Origin of the sequence: Flavobacterium ammonificans, from assembly GCF_020885975.1 — a bacterium.
Lineage (GTDB): Bacteria > Bacteroidota > Bacteroidia > Flavobacteriales > Flavobacteriaceae > Flavobacterium > Flavobacterium ammonificans.
In genome coordinates this window covers 1,717,054-1,738,619 of the sequence record NZ_AP025183.1, presented here as the reverse complement: position 1 = coordinate 1,738,619, position 21,566 = coordinate 1,717,054, and the positions used below count along the sequence as shown (strand labels likewise).

The window sequence follows — 21,566 nt, the reverse complement described above, 5'->3', positions numbered from 1 at the left end:
ATATTAAAAAAGAAATACGCAAAAAATTAATCTCCTTTAATTATGTTATTTACTAAATCCAAAACAGCTTGAAACTGTTCTTCTCTATTTAAATACGAATTATCGATTTCTACAGCATCTGAAGCCATTACTAATGGCGAATCCTCGCGATGTGTGTCAATGTAGTCGCGTTCTTCGACGTTTTTTAAGACTTCTTCGTAAGTGACTACATCTCCTTTTTGCAGTAATTCATCATAACGACGTTGTGCACGAGTGCTAGCACTTGCAGTCATAAATACTTTCAATTCAGCATCTGGAAATACAACCGTACCAATATCTCGACCATCCATAACGATCGCTTTGTTTTTTCCCATTTCTTTCTGCTGTTCCACTAATTTAGCCCGAACCTCAGATACTTCAGCTACTTTACTGACAAAACCAGACACTTCAATTGTACGAATATCTTTTTCTACATTGTCTCCATTCAAGTACATTTCTGCAAAACCTAAATCTGAATTAAATTTAAATTCTAACAATATGTCTTTTAATCGATTAACTAACTCTACCTTATTAAAAGAATCAGATGAAATTAAATTATTTTGCATAGCAAAAAATGCTACGGCTCGGTACATTGCTCCTGTATCTACATAGATATAACCTAAGTGCTTTGCCAGTTGCTTTGCCAAAGTACTTTTTCCAGTAGATGAAAATCCGTCAATCGCTATTGTTATTTTCTTAGTCAAAATGGTAAATTTATGTTGCTTTTTAAATCTTGCGTTGCGAAGATAAAATTATAAATACAATAAATGAAAAATTCCAAACTCCAAAACTGAAAAATAATCAGTTTGAAATTTGGAATTGTTTATTTTGAAAAAAATAGTTTTAATCTAGTTTCTTAGCGTTTTTAACTTTCTGATCGGTTATTGCTATTTGCAATACTTCACTCATCTCCTTCACATAATGAAAAGTAAGACCATCCAGATATTCCGGTTTGATTTCATCTATATCCCTTTTGTTTTCGTGACATAAAATAATTTCCTTAATATTCGCTCTTTTAGCTGCTAATATTTTCTCTTTTATTCCGCCCACAGGCAATACCTTTCCTCTTAATGTTATTTCTCCTGTCATGGCTAAGTTTTTCTTTACTCTTTTTTGAGAAAATAAGGAAACTAAAGAAGTTAACATAGCAATTCCAGCACTTGGACCGTCTTTTGGGGTAGCCCCTTCTGGAACGTGCAAATGAATATTGAATTTATTTAGAATATCAGAATCAAGTCCTAAAGCTTGCGCATTAGCTTTAATGAATTCCAAAGCAATTGTAGCTGATTCCTTCATTACTGTACCTAAATTTCCAGTAATAGTCATGGTTCCTTTTCCTGGAGAAAGTAAGGATTCGATAAATAAAATATCGCCACCAACACTTGTCCAAGCCAAACCTGTAACCACTCCTGCAACATCATTGCTTTCGTATTTGTCTCTTTCCAATCTTGGAACTCCTAATACTTTTACAATGTCTTCATCAGTTACTTTTTTATTGTACTCCTCCTCCATTGCAACAGATTTTGCTGCATTTCGGATTACTTGTGCTAATTTATTTTCTAAACCACGAACACCAGACTCACGCGTATAACCCTCTACAATTTTTTCTAATTGTTTTTTTCCAATTGTCAACTCTTTCGAAGTTAGTCCGTGTTCTTTCAATTGTCTTGGAAACAAATGCTGACGAGCAATTTCTACTTTCTCTTCAATAGTGTAGCCTGACATTTTAATCACTTCCATTCTGTCTCGTAAAGCAGGTTGAATGGTAGCCATATTATTAGAAGTAGCTATAAACATTACTTTAGATAAATCGTATCCCATTTCAAGGAAATTATCGTAAAATGAATTGTTTTGCTCTGGATCCAACACTTCTAACAAGGCAGAAGAAGGATCTCCACTATGGCTATTTGAAAGCTTATCTATCTCGTCCAAAACAAAAACTGGATTAGAAGTTCCCGCTTTTTTCAAACTTTGAATAATTCGACCTGGCAAAGCGCCAATGTATGTTTTTCTATGTCCTCTAATTTCAGCCTCATCACGCAATCCGCCTAGTGAAATTCGAACATATTTTCTACCTAACGCCTCAGCAATAGAACGTCCAATAGAAGTTTTACCTACTCCTGGAGGTCCTGTTAAACATATAATGGGTGACTTCATATCATTTCGCAATTTCAGAACTGCCAAATGTTCAATCATTCTTTTCTTTACTTCTTCTAGACCAAAGTGATCGCGATCCAGAATTTTTTGCGCGCGTTTTAAATCAAAATTATCTTCGGAAAACTCATTCCAAGGCAAATCCAAAAACAAATCCAAATAGTTTCTTTGGATACTAAAATCAGGCGCTTGCGGATTCATTCTGCGCAATTTTGACAATTCTTTTTCGAAGTGCTTTTGCGTTGTTTCGTCCCATTTTTTAGTTTTTGCACGCTGACTCATTTCGTCAAACTCCTCTTCATGTGAAACACCACCCAATTCTTCTTGAATGGTTTTCATTTGTTGGTGAAGGAAATATTCACGTTGTTGTTGGTCTAAATCAAAACGCACTTTTGACTGAATGTCATTTTTTAATTCCAATTTTTGCAACTCTACGTTCATAAAACGTAAAGTTTCTAAAGCACGGTCTTTAAGATCATTGATTTTTAATAAATCTTGCTTCTCTTTTACCGAAAGGTTCATATTAGATGAAACAAAATTGACCAAAAACGATTTGCTTTCAATATTCTTAATAGCAAAAGTCGCTTCGCTAGGTAAATTAGGGCTTTCTTGGATAATCTTAACCGCTAATTCTTTAAGTGAATCAATAATCGCATTGAATTCGGTATCGTTCTTTTTAGGACGTTTTTCAGGAACTTCTTTTACTGTAGCAGTAATATAGGGTTCTTCCGAAACTACTTCTGCAATCTCGAAACGCTTTTTTCCTTGGAGTATAATAGTAATGTTGCCATCAGGCATTTTTAGCACTCTAAGAATTCGAGCTACAGTTCCTACAGTGTGAATATCATCTTTGGTTGGATCTTCGTCTTCTTCATTTTTCTGTGCAACAACACCAATATTCTTCCCAGACGCATTGGCATCATTGATCAATTTAATAGACTTGTCACGTCCGGCAGTAATTGGAATAACAACGCCTGGAAACAAGACCATATTTCGCAAAGGCAAAATTGGCAGTGAATCAGGCAAGAGTTCGTTGTTCATTTCCTCTTCATCTTCTGGCGTCAATAATGGAATTAATTCTGCCTCCGAATCAAATTCTTGAAGTGACAGATTGTCAATGGTAAGTATTTTATGATTTGACATAAAGTATAATAAGTCGTTTTGTCATTAATTTTTCGAAATTCAATAGATAAAAACTACGAGACGTAGCTTTTTCATAACCGAGGATAAGTAGGTCAATCTTTGTGCCAAAAAGTACAATTGATTATTTAGTTGATAAAGCAGCTGTTTTTGGAACACGCTTTAATAATAGCAAACCAATTACAAAGAAGATACCTAAAAAAACAATAGCAAATCTCGGACTTCCAGTAATTTGGTCTATAATTCCATAAACACACATTCCAATAACAATTCCAATTTTCTCAGCTACATCGTAAAAACTAAAAAAGGAAGCTGTATCCTCAGTTTCAGGTAATAATTTAGAATACGTAGATCGAGACAAAGCTTGAATTCCTCCCATCACTAAACCTACTAAAGAAGCCATTACATAAAAATGAATTGGTAAATAAATAAAATAAGCCAAAACACAAAGAACAATCCAAAACCCATTAATAGCAACCAAAGTAGGGATATTACCGTACTTTTTTGAAGCTTTAGAAGTAAATGTTGCTCCAATAATTGCAACCAATTGTATCAAAAGAATACAAATAATTAATCCAGTGGTACTTTCGCTTTGTGATGCCCATTGAATTTCTTGTGCTCCAAAATAAGTAGCAATCAACATTACCGTTTGAACTGCCATACTATATACAAAAAAACTACCAAGATATTTTTTTAATGGGGAATTGTCTGCCAATAATAACCAAACTTTTTTCAGTTCTTTAAACCCATTAAAAATAATATGTTTCTTTATACTACTGGCTACAATCTTATTCCCTTTTGGTAAATAATAATAGGTATATTGACTAAACAAAATCCACCATACGCCAACCATAACAAAAGAATATCGCATTGCTTTCATAGCGGCTTCTCCTTTGGTTCCTGATATACCAAATAGATCTGGCATCATAATCATTGCCAAATTAACGATTAACAAAATTACGCTGCCAACATAGCCATATGAAAAACCTTTAGCACTGATTGCATCTTGTTGATTCGCATAGGCAATGTCTGGAAGATAGGAATTATAAAAAACCCAACTTCCCCAAAAGCCTACCAATCCTAAAAAGTAAAATACTAAACTGATATAAATACTTTCAAGGCTAAACCAATACAAACCAATACATGACAAAGCACCTAAGTAGCAGAAAAACTTCATAAATGATTTTTTGTTTCCTACATAATCTGATATACCTGAAAGCAAAGGGGAAACAAAGGCAACCACCAAAAAAGCAAAAGCAGTTACAAAACTTATTAAGGCCGAATTCTTAAGAGAATACCCAAATATCATAATATAATGACTGCGATCTGTAAAAAGTGCTTCGAAAAATATTGGAAATACCGCTGAAGAAATTACTAATGAATAAACCGAATTGGCCCAATCGTAAAAAGCCCAAGCATTCAATAATTTAGTATCTCCTTTTTGTAAATTTGGCATAATCAGTTTAGTTTAAGTGGCTAATTTATTTATTTTTTTGTCACTAAAAAGAAAACTATTCTATTTTACCTCATTTTATCAAAAAAGGCTATTCGTAAAAATAGCCTTATATATATAAAGTGCATCTGGAATTTAATTTGAAATAATGCCAACTTTCAACGCTATTGCTTTAGCTTCTGGGATTAATGCTTTTAAATTGGCAATTCGAGTTGCATCAGAGGGATGTGTACTCATAAATTCGGGCTGTGATTTTCCGGACGATTTTGCAGCCATTCTTCCCCAAAACAAAACTGATTCTTCTACATCATATCCTGCAATTGCCATAAGAGCTAAACCAATTTTATCTGCTTCACTCTCGTGACTTCTGCTAAAAGGCAGCATTCCTCCTACTTGAGAACCTATTCCGTAATACTCCAACCATTGATTTTGTTTGGCTTCACCTTGTTTCGCTGTTGCCAAAGTAACCCCAACTGCTCCTAGTTGTTGTAATTTAGCAGCACTCATTCGTTGTGCACCATGATTGGCTAACGCATGAGATACTTCATGCCCCATAACTGTGGCTAAACCAGCTTCATTTAATGTTACAGGCAAAATACCTGAATAGACAACAATCTTACCGCCAGGCATACACCAAGCATTTACTTGTTCATTTTCGACTAGTTTATATTCCCATGCATAGTCCTTTAAGTATTGGTTTTGCCCTAAATAATTCAAATACTTCTCAGCAGCCAACTTAATTTTAAAACCCACATTTTCTACTAATTTAGCTTCAGTAGTACCATTTACTACTTTATTTTCCTTTAAGAATGTTCCATATTGTTGGAAAGAAGAAGGAAATAGTTCAGAATTAGAAACAAAATTCAAGGTAGATTTTCCTGTTAACGGATTCGTTTTACAAGAAACTAAAACTAGGATTATAGCAAATCCAATAAATAAACGTTTTTTCATTTTTAAAGATTTAAGAATTACAAAATTACATTTTTTACAATGGTAATTGAAAAAATGTTAATCGCTATTTTACTACAATCTAAATCTAAAAATTAACAATTTAAACTAAAAAAAGTCAATTGTTATTGAAAAAACAACTACTTTAGAACTCACAAAAATGAATCATGACTAAGAAGAAAAATAAAAAAATAGATCCTTTACCAATTCCTAAATTTATTATAAGAACTGGGCAGTTTTTAAACCTAATTTCAACCAAGGCAGTCGTTTTATATGCTGCCAAATTATTCACCACTCCAATTAAACACAGAATTCCAAAACGTGAATTGGAAATGGATACCAATAGTATTCAACAATTGATTCCTGTTCCCTCGATTAATAAATCCATAATGGTATATCAATATGGCAAAAGTGATAAAAAAGTGCTTTTAGTTCACGGTTGGTCAGGACGTGGAACGCAACTTTTTAAAATTGCAGATGCTTTGCTTAAAGAAGGTTATGCAACAGTAAGTTTTGATGCGCCTGCTCATGGAAAATCACCTGGAAATTCTAGTATCATGTTGGAATTTATTGCTTCTATTTTTGAATTAGATAAGCAATATGGCCCATTTGAAGTGGCTATTGGTCACTCCCTAGGCGGAATGGCAGTACTCAACGCAGCAAAATCAGGATTTAAAACTGACAAAATTATTGTTATTGGTAGCGGTGATATTGTTCACGATATTATTGATGATTTTATTAAAAAATTACAATTAAAGCCAGTAATCAGTTTAAAATTAAGAGCTCACTTTGAAAACAAATTTAATGAAGCAATGGATAATTATTCCGCTTTCAAAGCAGCAGAAGCAATTGAAAAACCTATTTTAGTCGTTCATGATGAGAATGATTATGAAGTGCCTGTAAAAGCAGGAATAAATATTCATCAGCATGTCAAAAACGGTGAATTGATGATTACAAAAGGATTAGGTCATCGAAAAATATTGGGCGATGCCAATGTGATTTATAAGATAATTGAATTTATAAAATAAAATTTATTCAATCTCTTTTACTAAATTTGAAAATACAAATACTTGAAAATATGAAAATTACTTCTATTATATGCGCACTCTTTTTGGGATTGATTACGCAAAATAGCTATTCGCAAACCACTGTTAGCGATGCAGAGATCTCAAAAATGGTAAGCGAAATTAGTGCCTCCAACATGGAATCCACTGTTCGTAAATTAGTTTCTTTTGGCACACGACATACTTTGAGCGATACCAAAAGTACTACCCGTGGAATTGGAGCTGCACAACGTTGGGTGAAAGCAGAATTTGATAAATATGCTAAAGATTCCAATGGAAGATTGACGGCTGAAATAGATTATTTTACCATTAAAGCCGATGGTAGAAGAATCGCTGTTGACAGTCAGTTAGGGAATGTAATGGCAACTTTAAAAGGAACAGATCCAACTGACAATCGTGTATTGATTATCAGTGGGCATTTGGATTCACGTGCCTCTGATGTAATGGATTCTAAAATTGATGCTCCTGGTGCTAATGATGATGGATCAGGCGTGGCGGCGGTAATGGAAATTAGCCGAATTATGAGCAAAAGATCATTCCCATTTACCATTATTTTCGTTGCTGTAGTTGGTGAAGAACAAGGTCTCTATGGCGCTAGGCATTTGGCTGAAAAAGCCAAGGCTGAAAATTGGAATATTATTGCTATGTTGAATAATGACATGATTGGTAATAGTTTGTCTAACGGTACCGGATTACGTGACAATATTAATGTGCGCGTTTTTAGCGAAGCCATTCCCTATCTTGAAACTGAGGCTGAAGCCAAAGTAAGAAAATCAACCAACCGTGAAAATGACAGTCCTTCCCGATTATTAGCACGTTATATTAAGACAACAACCAACCAATACGTTGACCAATTGAATATCAATTTAGTGTACCGAAACGACCGCTTTTTACGTGGTGGAGATCACACACCATTTTCTCAAAACGGATTCACAGCCATTCGCTTTTGCGAAATGAATGAAAACTACGATCACCAACACCAAGATGTTCGTTTAGAAAATGGAACTCAATTTGGCGATTTACCTGAATTCATGGATTTTGAATACATGCGAAAAGTAACCGCTTCTAACTTGGCTACCTTAAGTAATTTAGCTTGGTCGCCAAAAGCACCAAAAAATGTAGGTATTAAAGTCACTGAGTTAACTAATTTTTCTGATTTAGTTTGGACTGCTCCCGAAGGGAAAGCTGTTTATGGTTATAATGTCTTAGTTCGCGAAACTTCGGCTTCACACTGGGAAAAAACAATTTTTGTAAAAAATACATCCGCAACGATTCCGTATTCAAAAGATAATTTTTTGTTTGCGATACAATCCGTTGATGAGCTAGGTCATGCCAGTTTACCTGTCTTTCCTATACCTGTTAAATAAAATAAAAGGAGTTCAAAAATGAACTCCTTTTTTTATACCAAATTTTTAAAATAATTCAATAAAATAGAATCGTTTTTCCGTGTGGGTGTAAATACCTCTAGTAATTGAGGTTGCTCATTATTGGCATACAATTCAGTTAACGCTTTGTCTAAAGTAGTAGCATCACTTGCTATAGCATAATTGAATCCATACATTCTTGCCAAATGTTCTGCCGTATGGCAATGTGAGGTTTCAAAAAAAGTATTGAAAACAGGCGTTTCTTGATGTCCAGGAAGAATTCTGAAAATACCTCCTCCTCCATTATTAATTAAAATAATTTTAAAATTCTTAGGAATGTAATCGTTCCACAGCGCGTTAGTATCGTATAAAAAACCAATATCTCCTGTAATTAGAATCGTTGGTTTATTATTGGCTACAGCAGCACCAATAGCTGTTGACGTACAACCGTCAATTCCACTCGTACCTCTGTTGCAATACACTTCTATGGAAGGATCAATAGGAATCAATTGCGCGTAGCGAATGGCAGAACTATTTCCAATTTGTAATTGACTATTGTTAGGTAGTCTTGGAATAATTGATTCAAATACTGTAAAATCAGAAAAGGGAATGGAAGCCAAATACGCTTCGTGTTTGGATTTTCTAACAGATTGAATTGCAGCCAAACTTCTGGAATAATCACTTTCGACACCCTTTGTTAATGGAATAAACTGATTAAAAAATACTTGTGGATCGACTTCAAAATGCTGTGATAACGCCCCAAATGTATCATAAGCTCTATGGCAATCAATATGCCAATGGTGTTTCGGTTTGTACTTTCGCAAAAAAGCTTTGATGCGTTTGGATACCACCATTCCGCCAAAAGTGATGAGTATTTCAGGCTGGAAATTTTCGTAATCTTCAGTTGTAAAAGGCGTAATTATAGTATCAATGTTAGTGATAAAACTAGTATGATGCAGATTCGAAGTAGTTTCTGTCCAAACCGTTACCGACTCGTCATTAGCTAAAAAATCAATTGTAGCAGCATCAATAGCATGGGGATCATTCACCCCTACAAGAATCATTTTTTTACTGGATTGGTTCCAAATATCAGCAAATGGAGTTAAGTCCAGTGTTTTTGCAGCATCAACTTTTAAAGTGGAAATATACGATTGTACCTCAAGTTGCGAGACAGTTTCGTACAAGGGTTCTTCAAAAGGTGCGTTGATATGGACTGGCCCTTTTTGGGCGAAAGCCGTATCCAAGGCTTCATTAATTTTTAGATCGTTTTCTCTACTTACTGCTTCATTTAAATTAGCATTGTACAAGGAATGATTGGCAAACACATTTTCCTGACGAATCGTTTGTCCGTCACCAATATCAATTTTGCTTTGTGGACGATCGGCAGAGAGAACGATTAACGGAATTTGGCTATAAAAGGCTTCCGCAAAAGCAGGATAGTAATTCAATAAAGCAGATCCAGATGTACAAACTAGAGCCACCGGTTTTTTTGTTTGTTGGGCAATTCCAAGTGCAAAAAAAGCAGCAGAACGCTCATCAGCAATACTGTAACATTGGAAAGCAGGATTAGAAGCAAAACCGATAGTCAAAGGCGCATTTCTTGAACCTGGAGAAATAATTATGTTAGTAATTCCTTTGGCTAAAAAAATCTCAAGGATACTTTGTGCTAAAGGTATTTTGGGGTAGATCATAACGAATGGTAATTCAATTAGAATAAGTAACAAATTTACGATTGTAATTCTAATCTGTTAGTAAATTCTGGTATATTTTTCTAGATGGTTTTAAAAAAGAAAATATATTTGTTATCTAATAAAAAATTATTCTAAATGAAGCCCCACTCAAAGTATTTATTTATTTGTATTCTTTTTTTTAGTGTATTCATATCACAAGCTCAAGACTCCATTCGTTTTGATGAAACTGGATTAGAGTCAGTAATTCAGCGTTCCAAAGTTGAAAAAAAACCTGTTTTTTATATGATATACGCCAATTGGTGCGTGTATTGTAACAACATCAAGAAAAATGTATTGAAGGATCCTGAGGTAATTAATTATATGAATGCAAATTATATTTTTGCTGGATTGGATTTTGAAAAACCAGGTTCGGAAGATTTTAAAACAAAATACAAAGTTAAAACCTTTCCAACTTTTATTGTGTTAGATGAAAATGGAATTGAATTAGCTCGTTTAACGGGAGAATTAAAGAAAGAAAAATTTCTTTCGGAAGCAAAACTAGCTTTAAATCCAAAGCAACAATTGCCTTTTCTAAAAGCTGAGTATGAAAAAGACAAAACCAACGGAATCGCTTTGATGCGTTATTTAATAGCTTTGAAGAAAGGAAACGAACGTAAAGAATTGAATCCAATTGCTCATGATTACTTTGAAAAAGTTGCTGACGATAAAATGGTGAATGAAGTCAATTGGAAAATCTTTACCAATGGTGTTACTGATATCGAATCGAGAGAATATAAATTTGTTATTACCAATCAACAAGCCTTTGCGGCTATTACTTCCCAAAAAAGAGTGAATGATAAATTTGTCAATAGCGTTGTTGAACTGCTAAAACCAATTGTAAAAACGAACGATACTGCCAATTATACTAAGCAACGTGCAATTGCAAAAATGATTACAGCGCCAGTAATTGATTCGTTAGTTTTTCAATATGATTTAAATCATTATGAAACTAATAAAGATTGGACAAAGTACAAAAAAGTAGCATCCCAAAACATCAAAAAACATGCTTGGAATACTCCTAAAGTAATCAAAGAGATAGTGTTGAATGTAATGCGTAATTCATCTGATGCACCGAGTTTGAATCAATCGTTAAGTTGGATTAAACATTCTAATGAATTGGAAGAGTCGTATGATGGACTATTGCTTGAAGCTCGTGTGCAACGAAAACTAAATAATATTCCCGTTGCCATTACAATGACCAAAAAAGCAAAAGCATATAGTGATTCAATGGGATGGGACGGTAAAGAAGCCGACAAATTACTAGCTGATCTTATGATTCGAAAAAAAGCCGCTGCTAAACCTATTGCTAAACCAAAAGAATAATGGGAATTACCCTTAGGAAATACCAAAAATCAGATGCTTTAGCTATACTTGATATTATTAATTATAATATTTTGAATGCTACAGCTTTATACGATTATACTATTCGAACTTTAGAGCAACAAGAAGCTATTTTAGAAGCCAAATTACAAAGCGGTTTTCCCGTTATTGTTGCCGAAACTAATGGTGAAGTTGTGGGTTTCGGAATGTATGCTGAATTTCGCTTTAGAGAAGCGTATAAATTTACGGTAGAGCATTCGATTTATGTAAGCCATAACCATCAAGGATTAGGCATTGGAAAACTATTGTTAACCGAATTAATTCAGTTGGCAAAACAACAAGGATTACATACCATGATTGGCGTGATTGATGCCGAGAACCAAAATAGTATTGATTTTCATCATCAATTTGGATTTAAAACCGTGGGTATAATTAAGGAATCTGGATTCAAATTCAATCGCTGGTTGGATTCCGTTTTTGTTCAACTGATTTTAGACTAAAAACAATCGTATCTTTGTAGTCTAACTACAATTATGGATTTTACCCTACTCTCTTCTCCGCTACAAGGATTTACTGATTTTCGCTTTAGAAATGCTATTAATACCTATTTTGGAGGCATTGATACCTATTACTCTCCTTATATTCGATTGAATGGTAAAATGATTATCAAATCGTCTTACGAACGGGATTTATTACCCGAAAATAATTCAGGCTTAGAAGTGATTCCACAAGTTATCACCAATGATGCCGATGAATTCTTATTTGTTGCCAAATATGTTAGAGAATTAGGGTATAAAGAACTGAATTGGAATTTGGGTTGTCCTTATCCTATGGTAACTAAATCCGGGATGGGATCCGGTTTAATTAGTAATACCGAAAAAATTAATACGATTTTAGAAAGAGCGCATGCTGAATCGGATATTCTGGTTTCTATGAAAATGCGTTTGGGATACGAAACAACTCAAGAAATTTTAGATGTTTTTCCTATTTTAGATAAGTTTCCCCTAAAAAACATTGCTATTCATGCTCGTCTTGGTAAGCAATTGTACAAAGGAGGTGTGCATTTAGATGCTTTTCAGGAATGCATTAATTCAACCAAGCACAAGTTGTATTATAATGGAGATATCACATCTGTAAACAAATTTAGAGAAATGCAAGAGCGTTTTCCAAGTATAGATCATTGGATGATTGGTAGAGGGTTAATAGCTGACCCATTCTTACCTAATATGATAAAAAATGACACAACAGAGTACCCAACAAATAAAATGGCTTTATTCAGTGACTTCCATGAAACTTTATACCAAGGGTATAGCGAAACGCTTTCGGGACCATCGCATATTTTATTGAAGATGCACCATTTATGGGACTACTTTTCGGTAATCTTCTCCAATCCACATAAGGTGTTGAAGAAAATCAACAAGACTAAAAACATTCGAAATTACGAATTGGCTGTGAAAGAAATTATAGCTGCCGAATAAAAAAAAGAGATTTTCAGTTAATGAAAATCTCTTTTTTTACAATGTTATAATTGAAAAACTTATCCTTTTACCCAATTGACAATTTCTTCGTCTAGCGGTTTAGTTCTTGGCGAAATCACTTTCTCTAACTCCCCGTTTTCATTCAATAAATATTTTTGGAAATTCCATTCTACATCAGAATCTTCCACTCCATTTTTAGCTTGTTGCGTCAAAAACTGATATACCTCACACATGTCTTTTCCTTTTACAGAAACCTTTGCCATCATCGGAAAAGTAACTCCATAATTCAATTGGCAAAACTGTGCGATTTCTTCATTGGTTCCAGGTTCTTGAGAAAAAAAGTTGTTTGCAGGAAAACCTACAATTACAAGTCCTTTGTCTTTGTAAGTAGTATACAAAGTCTCTAAATCTTTATACTGAGGTGTCAAACCACATTTAGAAGCGGTGTTTACCACTAGTATTTTTTTACCTTTAAGGGTAGCAAAATCAAAAGTGTTTCCTGATAAATCAGTCACTTTAAATTGGTGAATAGATTTTTTAGTCATTGGTACAGAAGAATTAGTAGTGGTTGACATAGCAGTTTGTGCCTTGTTTTGGCAACTAAACAACAATGCAATACAACAGGTTAATGCAGCTAGTTTCATTAGTATTCGTTTTAAATGAATTGTAAATGTAAAATTTATAAATGAAACCCAACGTTAAACAATTGATAAATAGTAGTATTAAAAATACATAACTGCTCTTACGCTTAGTAAACTCCCTCTAAAACTTCTAGAATTATTTGCATTGCTAGAATTTACATCTGTAGCTCTATCTTGAAAGACATCGCCTGATGATGTCCAATACCAATTACTTTTACTAGAAGCGTTAGTTGAATCATAAAAAAGTCCGCCGATCAAATTTTTATTTTGATACAACTTTAACATTTCATCTTTACTTGGTAAAAACCAATCATTATAAGTTACTCCATTTGACACTACACTATAGTTAGAGCATATTAATGCTGCGTAATCAGTCGGTGAACTTTCAGTATTCGAAGCAATAATTAGACTAGTATTTGATCTTCCTGCTCCTATTGCACATGGTAATGCAAATCCAGAAGCACTATGTCTATTTACACAATCATATGTTGTTGACAAACCATCATTACCTTGGCCCCATCTTATTCCATTACTTAAATCTGAATTTGAAGCTATAATTCCATGAAATTCACCTGCTACATATCCAGGGTCTCCTGATTGAAAGATATATGCGATTTTACCCCCTTTGTAACTAGATCCAACAACCAAAGGTTCTGATGTTGCACCTCCAATAAAATTAGTCCAATTAGTACCGTTATATACTTGCAATTCTCCATTTTCTCCACAGTTTTTACACCAAACAATTAGGCCAGCTAATGGATTATTTATTCCATTTCTTTGATCTTTATTCATTCTAGGAGGCAAAAAACCTTGCGTTGTAGAAGCTACATTTAATACCGCAGAAGACTCTGGAGAATTAGTTCCAATTGATAATTGGCCTGTCATATTTCCACCACTTAAAGGTAAGTAATTTGATAAAGTTGAACTTGACACAGATCCATCAGCCATTAAATATTGTGTAGAAGTACCTGTAGGAGTTTTAAATCCAAAAGCTAATACAGATCCACTAGTCTTTACAGATGTAATCGAAGAATTACCTAATTGAATTGTATTGTTTTCGGTAACAACTGCACCATATCCCAAAGCAGTTGCATTAGTAATAGTAGCGCCTGCACTAGTAGTTCTTGCTTGTGTTCCAATAAAAGTGTTATTAGTTCCAGTAGTCAGTCCATCTCCAGATCGAGCACCAACCCCTACGTTATTATCTCCAGCTGCATTAATCAAAGATTGATTTCCTATACCTGTATTATTCGAGGCGGTACCTACATTAAACATAGTTTCTGCACCAATAGAGGTATTTCCATAACCCGTTGTTAAACCTATCATATTGAAATAACCCACACCAGTATTATTATCGAATGTAGTTCCTGCATATTGAGTTAGTGCTAAATACCCAATAGCAGTATTTCTTGTTCCGTTGGCATTACTCGAATTTAAAGCACCTGCACCAAAGACAGTATTGTAATTATTTTGACCTTTTCCTTTACCAATAATTAAGCCGTTTGCAATTATATCAGAGTTAAAAGTTTTATTCCCTCCAATAGTTTGATTGGTATTCAAATCCACAAAACTTCCACCAACTGAATTATTCAAAGCATTTGCAACAAAAGCTGTAGTTGCAAGTTGGGTAGAATTAGTTCCAAACGTAGCTGTAGGAGCCGTTGGAATTCCCGATAATGACGGAGATAAAAGTGGAGCAAATAAGCTTAAATCTTGAGCACCTCCAAGAGAAGCCAACTTAGTTTTCTCAGCTGTAGTAAAATCTTCTGTTGATAAATTTTTACCTACGACTTTATCTACTTTAGAATCTAAAGCAAGTTGAGTCAATGTAGAAATGGGTTTATTTAAATCAGCTGTATTATCTACATTTTGCAATTGCAAGTTGGTTTTTGCGCCTAAAACTGTTGAAGCATTAGTACCACCATTAGCGATCCCTACAATCCCGGAAACAGAAGTTGCACTATTAGCTGCCAGAGCAAAAGGGACATAACTTAAAACCTGATTGCTAATTTCATCAAATGAATTACAGTTTCCTGATTGATCTAAACTTACTTTTAGATATTTCTTTGCTGAATTCCAAACGATGGATTCAAAAGAATTAGCATAACCACCAGTTTGAATTCCGGTGCCAATAATTAAATTCACCATACCATAATCGTCAGTGGTTACTATGACTTTCTCTTGGTATTCAGTTTGTGAAAAATCATCAACAATACTAAATTGTAAACAAATTTTTCTGTTGGCAAGAGGAGCATTCGCATTATTAATCCCCGGAACTGATTCACCATTAGCGCTATAGATAACAGCTTGATAGGTAATTCCATTAGTTTGAGCAAAGCTAAAAGTCGAAAGTATAAAAGCTAAAAAGAGTAGTGTTTTTTTCATAGCAGATTATTTTGTTAAGTTAAATTGTAAACCAAAAACAATTTGGTTGGTTACTATAGTCAAATGTTCTTTATAAGATAAATTGGGTTTAAAAGTGGTCGAATGATTGTAGCTTAATGAAGCATAACCCAATTCATTAATTTTATATTTAACTTTCAATCCCAAGTAGGGAATCAATTTGATTCCTGTAAACTCTTTATTGGACTTAATGTCATATACAACACCATTGGTTTCTTGTTTACCATATATAATTGTAGAGAAATTAATCCCAAACAAGGGTACAATTTGCAGTTTGTTTATGTCTAAAAAATCATATTCAAATCCTGTTCGGAGCCCTAAATACTTGGTGTTCCAACGGTACGAATTAGCAGAAGTCCCCGCTAATGCATTGAACTCATTTATTCCTAAACCGAAAATATAGTTCAGTTTTTCTTTTTTGGAAGGTAACAAGTATCCAATTTCGATAAAGGAACCAGTACCTGTTTGAACATCAGTATTGGTATAACTTTCAGGATTTTTTAAATTAAACTGAGAAAAGTTAGTCCCAATATTAAATGATAATTCTTGTGAACTAATTGTGTTTGCTACAAACAAACTGATAATTAATAGTAATTTTAATTTCATTTGGTTTTGATTATTTGTGTACTGTATTTATAATTTTGAGAAACTAATGTTATGATGTATTGGTTTTGAGCAAAGCCAAGGTTTTCAAGTAGTAACTGATTATTACTAGTTTCTTTTTTAACAGAGTAGACTAACCGTCCTAACATATCAAAAATGGAAACTGAGATGAAACCAGAAACAGGTTGAGAGAATTCAAATTGAATTTGATCCACAAATGGATTGGGATACACTTTAGTTAGTACATTGTTAGTTTCAAAACTCTTTTTTGAATTCATAACCAAACTTTGTATGAACCCCTGACCAAGAAAAGCTTTAGGAGTGGAGTAGTTTCCAAAAACCGACTGCTGTCCAATGGATTGATGTATTATTACACCTTTATGGAATAAATTGGAGCCTCCTTGTGCAGCTATCATTTGGTGATGAAGTTGCTGTCCATGTCCGCAAAAAGATAGTAGTAAAAGATAAAAATATTTCATTCATTTGAGTTTAATTGAAACAATAGTACAACTCGAGTTGGTGGTATACAATAGACAACAGTGGTAGTCAGATTAATTTCAATAAATAAGTAAAAGCTTTTCGGTTTTTAGTAACTCCTATTTTTAATAAGAAAGGACAATTTGAACAAATTCTTTTAATTTAGCTTTACAAATTAAACGTGAGCATTTAATAGTTTATAAGTATCACCAATACCTGAACTCGAAATGATTTAATCGTATATTTGTATGTATCTCAAAAGTTTCTTCCCCCACATTACCTCATAACAAATAGCACTTAATGATTGAAAATTTAATTGTTGCTTTTTCGGGATTAATGGGTTTTTTAACCATATTTATTATTCTTGTTCGCTACCAAACCAATCGAATTACCAACATTTATTTGGTGATTATCTATAGTATTGTTTCCACTCGAATGTTATTGATTGGTGCTTTTAATTTAGAAAACAATGACTTTATCACTTCATTATTAGACAAATACAACAATCTTTTAATTGTAGTAATACCTTGTAGTTATTTGTATTTTCTAAATCTAGTTAAGGATCGTAAAATGATGGATTTAGATAATGTAAAACATTTTATTATTCCTTTACTTTTTAATGGAATTGATTTCGTTTTAGATAAAAAGTATATTGATATTATGCGATCTGATTTTTACTATTATACATTTTTTACGCTGTATACCATAACCTATCTGGCACTTAATTTTAATTTATTGAATAAAAATATTTGGAATAGAAAAGGAGATATTGGAATAGTTGTGAAGCAAAATCAACTCATAAAAAAATGGAGTATTTTCTTGTTTTCAATGTTTGTAATCAATGCAATTCGAATTATCATTGTTTTATATTGGGAAATTAATAATGACAACTATTCTTTTGGAGCTAGTTTCTTGTGGATATCTGGATTATTCTGGTTGGTATTGTACTTTAAAATAATTATTTCTCCTGAAATACTCTATGGATTTACTTATTTGAATACTGCAATAAGTGAAAAGAAAAAAGGGGACAAAACAACAATCTCCTTTTGGAATACTAATTCGAACATTGTTATTGCTAACATTCAAGACAAACAATTAAAAGCAAAAATTAAAGACAGTATTTCTAATTATATGGAGCTAGTTGATCAATTTTCGTTTCACAACAATTTTTACAGAAGTATGGGATTCTCCATAACCGATTTGTCCAATAAACTTAATATTCCCAAAAGTCATCTTCATTATATATTTAAATACCATTCTAAAATTTCTTTTTCAGAATACAAGAAAATCGTTCGTATTCATGATAGTTTAGCGCTAATTAGTGAAGGTTACTTAGCAACAAATACCTTTGATTCCTTAGCCAAAGAAGTGGGTTTTAAATCCTATAATACTTTTTTTGTCAGCTTCAAGGATTTTACTGGGGTCACCCCTCATGAATATTTAATTAATTTATTAAAAAATAAAGGGGCAAATTAAACAGCATAAAAAAAGGTTCCACTAGGAACCTTTTTTTATGCAATATTATTTCTTGTAGTATTTACGATACTTAGGATAAGTAATAGCAGCCAGCAATACAATTGCTCCAATGGATTGCCAAATCCAACTTAACGATTTAGCCTCTCCACTAGCATACGAGTGTAAGCCAACCAAATGGAAATTCACTCCATAATAAGTAAACAAAATAGATATGAAAGCGAGCATGCTCAACACATTAAATACCCATTTACCTCTTAAAACAGGAACAAATCGCGCATGAATTACAAAAGCATAAACAAAAATACTGATTAAAGCCCAAGTCTCTTTTGGGTCCCAGCCCCAGTAACGTCCCCAACTTTCGTTAGCCCATTGTCCACCAAGGAAATTTCCAATGGTTAACATAATCAAACCTACTGTTAATGCTAGTTCATTGATATATGTCAACTCCTGAACATTCAATTCCATTCTTGCTTTGTTCTTCTCATTAGTAAAGAAAATCAACACCAATGAAACTAATCCTAATATCATTCCTAAAGCAAATGGTCCATAACTCGCCACAATTACTGCCACGTGAATCATCAACCAATACGAATTCAAAACGGGCATTAAATTCGCAATTTCTGGATCAATCCAATTCATATAAGCTGCCATCAAAATCATCGCCGTAACAAAAGCCGAAGAAGCTACTGTTAACTTTGATTTTCTGTCAAAGGCTAATCCAAAGAACATGGTTGCCCAAGCTACATAAATGATAGATTCGTAGGCATTACTCCATGGCGCATGACCTGAAATTAACCAACGTGCAACTAATCCTAAAGTGTGTAGCAAAAATAATAGCCCAATACTAATGTGCATTACATTAATTGCAATACGTAGTGATTTTCTAGATTTAAAAATGTCAACTATACACAACAACAACATTATTATTGATGCTGTGATAAACCAATACGGAAGTTTCTTGAAAACATCATATTTATTATAAGCAATCTCTAAATCAATTTTATCGTCAGTTGGCATGACACTACTTCCAAATTTCTTTTGAAAACCATTCAAACTAGCCAATAACTCGTTGGCTGATTTATAGTCATTTGTAGTAACTGCATTACTCAGTGTGCCAAAATAAAGTGGTAAAATACTTTTAGTGTAGGTAGCATCCATCCCTTTCATTCCCGATTCATTCAATTCTAAATAGGAAATCCATTTATTATTTGGATCATTTGGAATAGGAAATATTTTTAAGATTCGGCCACTCAAGGCAGATTCCAAAAGATTTACTTTCTTATCCGTCTCGATAAAATCTTTCTCAAATTGGTTCGGATTAGCAGTTTTAAATGCTTCTTCTAAATAAGGAGTTAATTTGTAATTGCCTTTGGCATCAAAAAAGGAAACAAAAGGAGCAAACTCTGCTTTAGAATCGATACCAATTATTTTACGAATACTATCATTACTAGCTTTTATATAGATTATTGGAATTTGAATCCAAGCACTAGCATATTGCGTCATTGATAAAAAGGCTTGATCCGAATTCATTCCTTTAAAAGTCTCAGAATGACTAACTTTTCGTAACAATTCAGATGAAAACGTATTGATAGGTTTCATTCGACCGCCTGCATCCTGAATAATCAAACGTCCAAATTTTGCAGCATGTTCTTTGTCAACAGTAAATTTTGATATTAATTTTTCTGTTTCTTGTAATGACATCATTTTGTTAGAATGAGCCGGTGCTTTTTCCTCTTTGGAAGCATGTTGATGCCCTTCGTGGTCATGATCGTGATCGTGCTCTTGCGCGAATACTGTCCCAGAAAAAAGGAAAAAGAGAATTGTAAGTAATTTAGCTTTCTTCAACTTTACAACTTCTAACTTACGTTTGATATCAGCAAATCGAGAATGTTTGGTAAATAAAATCGCCATCATAGCTATGTATAAAAGGAAATAGCCCAAGTAAGTAATATTGGTTCCCCAAAAATCATGGTTCACAGACAATATTGTTCCTTTCTCATCCGGATCAAATCCAGATTGAAAGAAACGATAGCCATCATAATCTAAAACATGATTCATATAAATTTGAGCATCAAAGGTTTCAACCGAATCTTTAACGGTTACTTGGCTTTCAAAAGCAGAATAACTTTTTTCGGTTCCGGGATATTTGGTAGCAATAAAATCATTCAACTTAATTGTAAAGGGAAGTTCGTAGGTTTTACTTCCAAAAAAGAACGAGTAGTCTTTATCTCCGATTTTAACCGTTTGTGGTTCGCCTGTTTTTCCTTTTGAACCCAAAAGCGTTACTTCTTTTTCTTGACCTGCTGCTTGAATCTTCAATACTAATGCATCGTCATGATTTTTTGCTTTAAAATCATTATTGGATTCGTAAGCAATTACACCTTTAATAGGCATGTCAGGAAAAACAAAGCGCTTTTCGCCAATAGAATATAACGATCGCATCATCAAAGGCTGAACGATATCTTTTGCAACTGTCCCCTGTAATTTATCTGCCATTCGCATAAAATTCCCCTCAAAAGGAGTCTGAATGGTTGGCGTAGCTCCCGTAGTATTGATATTAATTGCACCTTCCGTAGGTTTATTTAATGCAAATAATACATTATGAATGTTTTGCACTTCTCCTTCTTTTAAGAAATGTTCCTCTCTTCCACCCTCGCCTGCTTCAACTAATTTTAGGTACAATTCACCCTTGTTATCTGGATTGATTTTTTGTTTGGCACCCATAATATAATTGACATAACTCACTTTAAAAGGACTGTCGGCAAATTCACCCGAAAGTGTAAAATCATTATCAGTAACCGGTGAAAGCAGTAATGGTTTTTCAAAAACTCTACGTCTTGGTTCTCCTTTGTATTCTCCATCCACAAATACAGTCAAAAAAGTTTTATCTGAGTATATTTTATTCTCAGTAGCTCCTTCACGAATAGGCATTACTCCTTCATAACTAATGTATCGTGTAATAAAAGCACCCAAAAGAATCAAGATAAATGATAAATGCACTAATAAAGTAGCCCATTTTTCTTTCTTTAACAATTGGTATCGTTTAATGTTGCCAAAGAAATTAATCATAAAAAAGACCATAATCACTTCAAACCACCAAGCGTTATAAATCCATATACGAGCCGTATCGGTATTGTATTTACTTTCTATAAATGTTCCTGCACCCATTGCTACAGCAAAAACTATAAATAAAACCGCCATTAAGCGGGTAGAAAACAAAATTGAGCTTACTTTTTTATCCATTTCTAAGGAGTTGTATTTTAGTATATGTGGCACAAAAGTACTTAAAAATGTTGA

16 protein-coding genes are annotated in these 21,566 nt (G+C 33.5%); 6 read left to right on the top strand and 10 right to left on the bottom strand.

Features of this window, described 5'->3' with window-relative positions:
• Positions 1–26: 26 nt before the first annotated feature.
• The 4 genes from cmk to LPC23_RS07840 all read right to left on the bottom strand — a co-directional run bounded on the left by cmk (position 27) and on the right by LPC23_RS07840 (position 5,716).
• Entirely contained in the window at positions 27–722 is a 696-nt protein-coding gene (gene cmk / locus LPC23_RS07855; RefSeq protein WP_229329364.1) for a (d)CMP kinase, read from the bottom strand.
• A 139-nt stretch (positions 723–861) separates the two neighbouring features.
• A complete protein-coding gene (gene lon, locus LPC23_RS07850; RefSeq protein ID WP_229329362.1) occupies positions 862–3,315 on the bottom strand; it encodes an endopeptidase La in 2,454 nt (817 codons plus the stop codon).
• 121 nt (positions 3,316–3,436) lie between these two features.
• Positions 3,437–4,768: an MFS transporter gene (locus tag LPC23_RS07845; RefSeq protein WP_229329360.1), complete on the bottom strand. Its 1,332-nt coding sequence runs from the start codon at positions 4,766–4,768 to the stop codon at positions 3,437–3,439.
• Positions 4,769–4,900: 132 nt separating this feature from the next.
• Positions 4,901–5,716, bottom strand: a complete 816-nt coding sequence (locus LPC23_RS07840) for a M48 family metallopeptidase (RefSeq protein WP_229329358.1) — start codon at positions 5,714–5,716, stop codon at positions 4,901–4,903.
• Positions 5,717–5,880: 164 nt separating this feature from the next.
• Here LPC23_RS07840 and LPC23_RS07835 point away from each other — a divergent pair, with 164 nt between their 5' ends.
• On the top strand, positions 5,881–6,741 hold the full coding sequence (locus LPC23_RS07835) for an alpha/beta hydrolase family protein (protein ID WP_229329356.1): 861 nt from the start codon (positions 5,881–5,883) through the stop codon (positions 6,739–6,741).
• A gap of 50 nt (positions 6,742–6,791) precedes the next feature.
• On the top strand, positions 6,792–8,144 hold the full coding sequence (locus tag LPC23_RS07830) for a M28 family metallopeptidase (RefSeq protein WP_229329354.1): 1,353 nt from the start codon (positions 6,792–6,794) through the stop codon (positions 8,142–8,144).
• 32 nt (positions 8,145–8,176) lie between these two features.
• On the opposite strand, the gene menD is transcribed toward LPC23_RS07830, so the two are convergent.
• Complete coding sequence (menD, locus tag LPC23_RS07825) at positions 8,177–9,832, bottom strand: 2-succinyl-5-enolpyruvyl-6-hydroxy-3-cyclohexene-1-carboxylic-acid synthase (RefSeq protein ID WP_229329352.1); 1,656 nt, start codon at positions 9,830–9,832, stop codon at positions 8,177–8,179.
• A 135-nt stretch (positions 9,833–9,967) separates the two neighbouring features.
• Here menD and LPC23_RS07820 point away from each other — a divergent pair, with 135 nt between their 5' ends.
• The 3 genes from LPC23_RS07820 to LPC23_RS07810 are packed head-to-tail and all read left to right on the top strand — an operon-like array spanning position 9,968 to position 12,669.
• Positions 9,968–11,194 carry a thioredoxin family protein gene (locus LPC23_RS07820; protein WP_229329351.1) on the top strand — a complete coding sequence of 409 codons (1,227 nt, stop codon included), beginning with the start codon at positions 9,968–9,970 and terminating at the stop codon, positions 11,192–11,194.
• Positions 11,194–11,691, top strand: a complete 498-nt coding sequence (locus LPC23_RS07815; protein ID WP_229329350.1) for a GNAT family N-acetyltransferase — start codon at positions 11,194–11,196, stop codon at positions 11,689–11,691. Before LPC23_RS07820 ends, LPC23_RS07815 begins: the two co-directional genes overlap by 1 nt.
• A 33-nt stretch (positions 11,692–11,724) precedes the next feature.
• Positions 11,725–12,669: a tRNA dihydrouridine synthase gene (locus LPC23_RS07810; protein ID WP_229329349.1), complete on the top strand. Its 945-nt coding sequence runs from the start codon at positions 11,725–11,727 to the stop codon at positions 12,667–12,669.
• A 59-nt stretch (positions 12,670–12,728) separates the two neighbouring features.
• Here LPC23_RS07810 and LPC23_RS07805 read toward each other — a convergent pair whose 3' ends face one another.
• The 4 genes from LPC23_RS07805 to LPC23_RS07790 form a co-directional block, all read right to left on the bottom strand.
• On the bottom strand, positions 12,729–13,313 hold the full coding sequence (locus LPC23_RS07805) for a glutathione peroxidase (RefSeq protein WP_420842305.1): 585 nt from the start codon (positions 13,311–13,313) through the stop codon (positions 12,729–12,731).
• Between the two features lie 78 nt (positions 13,314–13,391).
• Positions 13,392–15,695, bottom strand: coding sequence for a hypothetical protein (locus LPC23_RS07800; protein ID WP_229329348.1), 2,304 nt, complete (start codon positions 15,693–15,695; stop codon positions 13,392–13,394).
• Positions 15,696–15,701: 6 nt separating this feature from the next.
• Positions 15,702–16,319, bottom strand: a complete 618-nt coding sequence (locus tag LPC23_RS07795) for an outer membrane beta-barrel protein (RefSeq protein WP_229329347.1) — start codon at positions 16,317–16,319, stop codon at positions 15,702–15,704.
• Positions 16,316–16,795 carry a T9SS type A sorting domain-containing protein gene (locus LPC23_RS07790; RefSeq protein WP_229329346.1) on the bottom strand — a complete coding sequence of 160 codons (480 nt, stop codon included), beginning with the start codon at positions 16,793–16,795 and terminating at the stop codon, positions 16,316–16,318. The genes LPC23_RS07795 and LPC23_RS07790 overlap by 4 nt, the downstream gene beginning before the upstream one ends.
• Positions 16,796–17,093: 298 nt before the next feature.
• On the opposite strand from LPC23_RS07790, the gene LPC23_RS07785 reads away from it, so the two are divergent.
• A complete protein-coding gene (locus LPC23_RS07785; protein ID WP_229329344.1) occupies positions 17,094–18,269 on the top strand; it encodes a helix-turn-helix domain-containing protein in 1,176 nt (391 codons plus the stop codon).
• A gap of 45 nt (positions 18,270–18,314) precedes the next feature.
• Here LPC23_RS07785 and LPC23_RS07780 read toward each other — a convergent pair whose 3' ends face one another.
• Entirely contained in the window at positions 18,315–21,512 is a 3,198-nt protein-coding gene (locus LPC23_RS07780) for a cytochrome c biogenesis protein CcsA (protein ID WP_229329343.1), read from the bottom strand.
• Positions 21,513–21,566 lie beyond the last annotated feature (54 nt).

What these genes read in the sequence shown, in the direction of transcription:
- LPC23_RS07805 (WP_420842305.1), bottom strand. Translation starts at nt 13,313, where the DNA reads ATGAAACTAGCTGCATTAACCTGTTGTATTGCATTGTTGTTTAGTTGC.
- LPC23_RS07820 (WP_229329351.1), top strand. Translation starts at nt 9,968, where the DNA reads ATGAAGCCCCACTCAAAGTATTTATTTATTTGTATTCTTTTTTTTAGT.
- LPC23_RS07785 (WP_229329344.1), top strand. Translation starts at nt 17,094, where the DNA reads ATGATTGAAAATTTAATTGTTGCTTTTTCGGGATTAATGGGTTTTTTA.
- LPC23_RS07810 (WP_229329349.1), top strand. Translation starts at nt 11,725, where the DNA reads ATGGATTTTACCCTACTCTCTTCTCCGCTACAAGGATTTACTGATTTT.
- LPC23_RS07840 (WP_229329358.1), bottom strand. Translation starts at nt 5,716, where the DNA reads ATGAAAAAACGTTTATTTATTGGATTTGCTATAATCCTAGTTTTAGTT.
- lon (WP_229329362.1), bottom strand. Translation starts at nt 3,315, where the DNA reads ATGTCAAATCATAAAATACTTACCATTGACAATCTGTCACTTCAAGAA.
- LPC23_RS07795 (WP_229329347.1), bottom strand. Translation starts at nt 16,319, where the DNA reads ATGAAATTAAAATTACTATTAATTATCAGTTTGTTTGTAGCAAACACA.
- LPC23_RS07835 (WP_229329356.1), top strand. Translation starts at nt 5,881, where the DNA reads ATGACTAAGAAGAAAAATAAAAAAATAGATCCTTTACCAATTCCTAAA.
- LPC23_RS07815 (WP_229329350.1), top strand. Translation starts at nt 11,194, where the DNA reads ATGGGAATTACCCTTAGGAAATACCAAAAATCAGATGCTTTAGCTATA.
- LPC23_RS07845 (WP_229329360.1), bottom strand. Translation starts at nt 4,768, where the DNA reads ATGCCAAATTTACAAAAAGGAGATACTAAATTATTGAATGCTTGGGCT.
- LPC23_RS07800 (WP_229329348.1), bottom strand. Translation starts at nt 15,695, where the DNA reads ATGAAAAAAACACTACTCTTTTTAGCTTTTATACTTTCGACTTTTAGC.
- menD (WP_229329352.1), bottom strand. Translation starts at nt 9,832, where the DNA reads ATGATCTACCCCAAAATACCTTTAGCACAAAGTATCCTTGAGATTTTT.
- LPC23_RS07790 (WP_229329346.1), bottom strand. Translation starts at nt 16,795, where the DNA reads ATGAAATATTTTTATCTTTTACTACTATCTTTTTGCGGACATGGACAG.
- LPC23_RS07830 (WP_229329354.1), top strand. Translation starts at nt 6,792, where the DNA reads ATGAAAATTACTTCTATTATATGCGCACTCTTTTTGGGATTGATTACG.
- LPC23_RS07780 (WP_229329343.1), bottom strand. Translation starts at nt 21,512, where the DNA reads ATGGATAAAAAAGTAAGCTCAATTTTGTTTTCTACCCGCTTAATGGCG.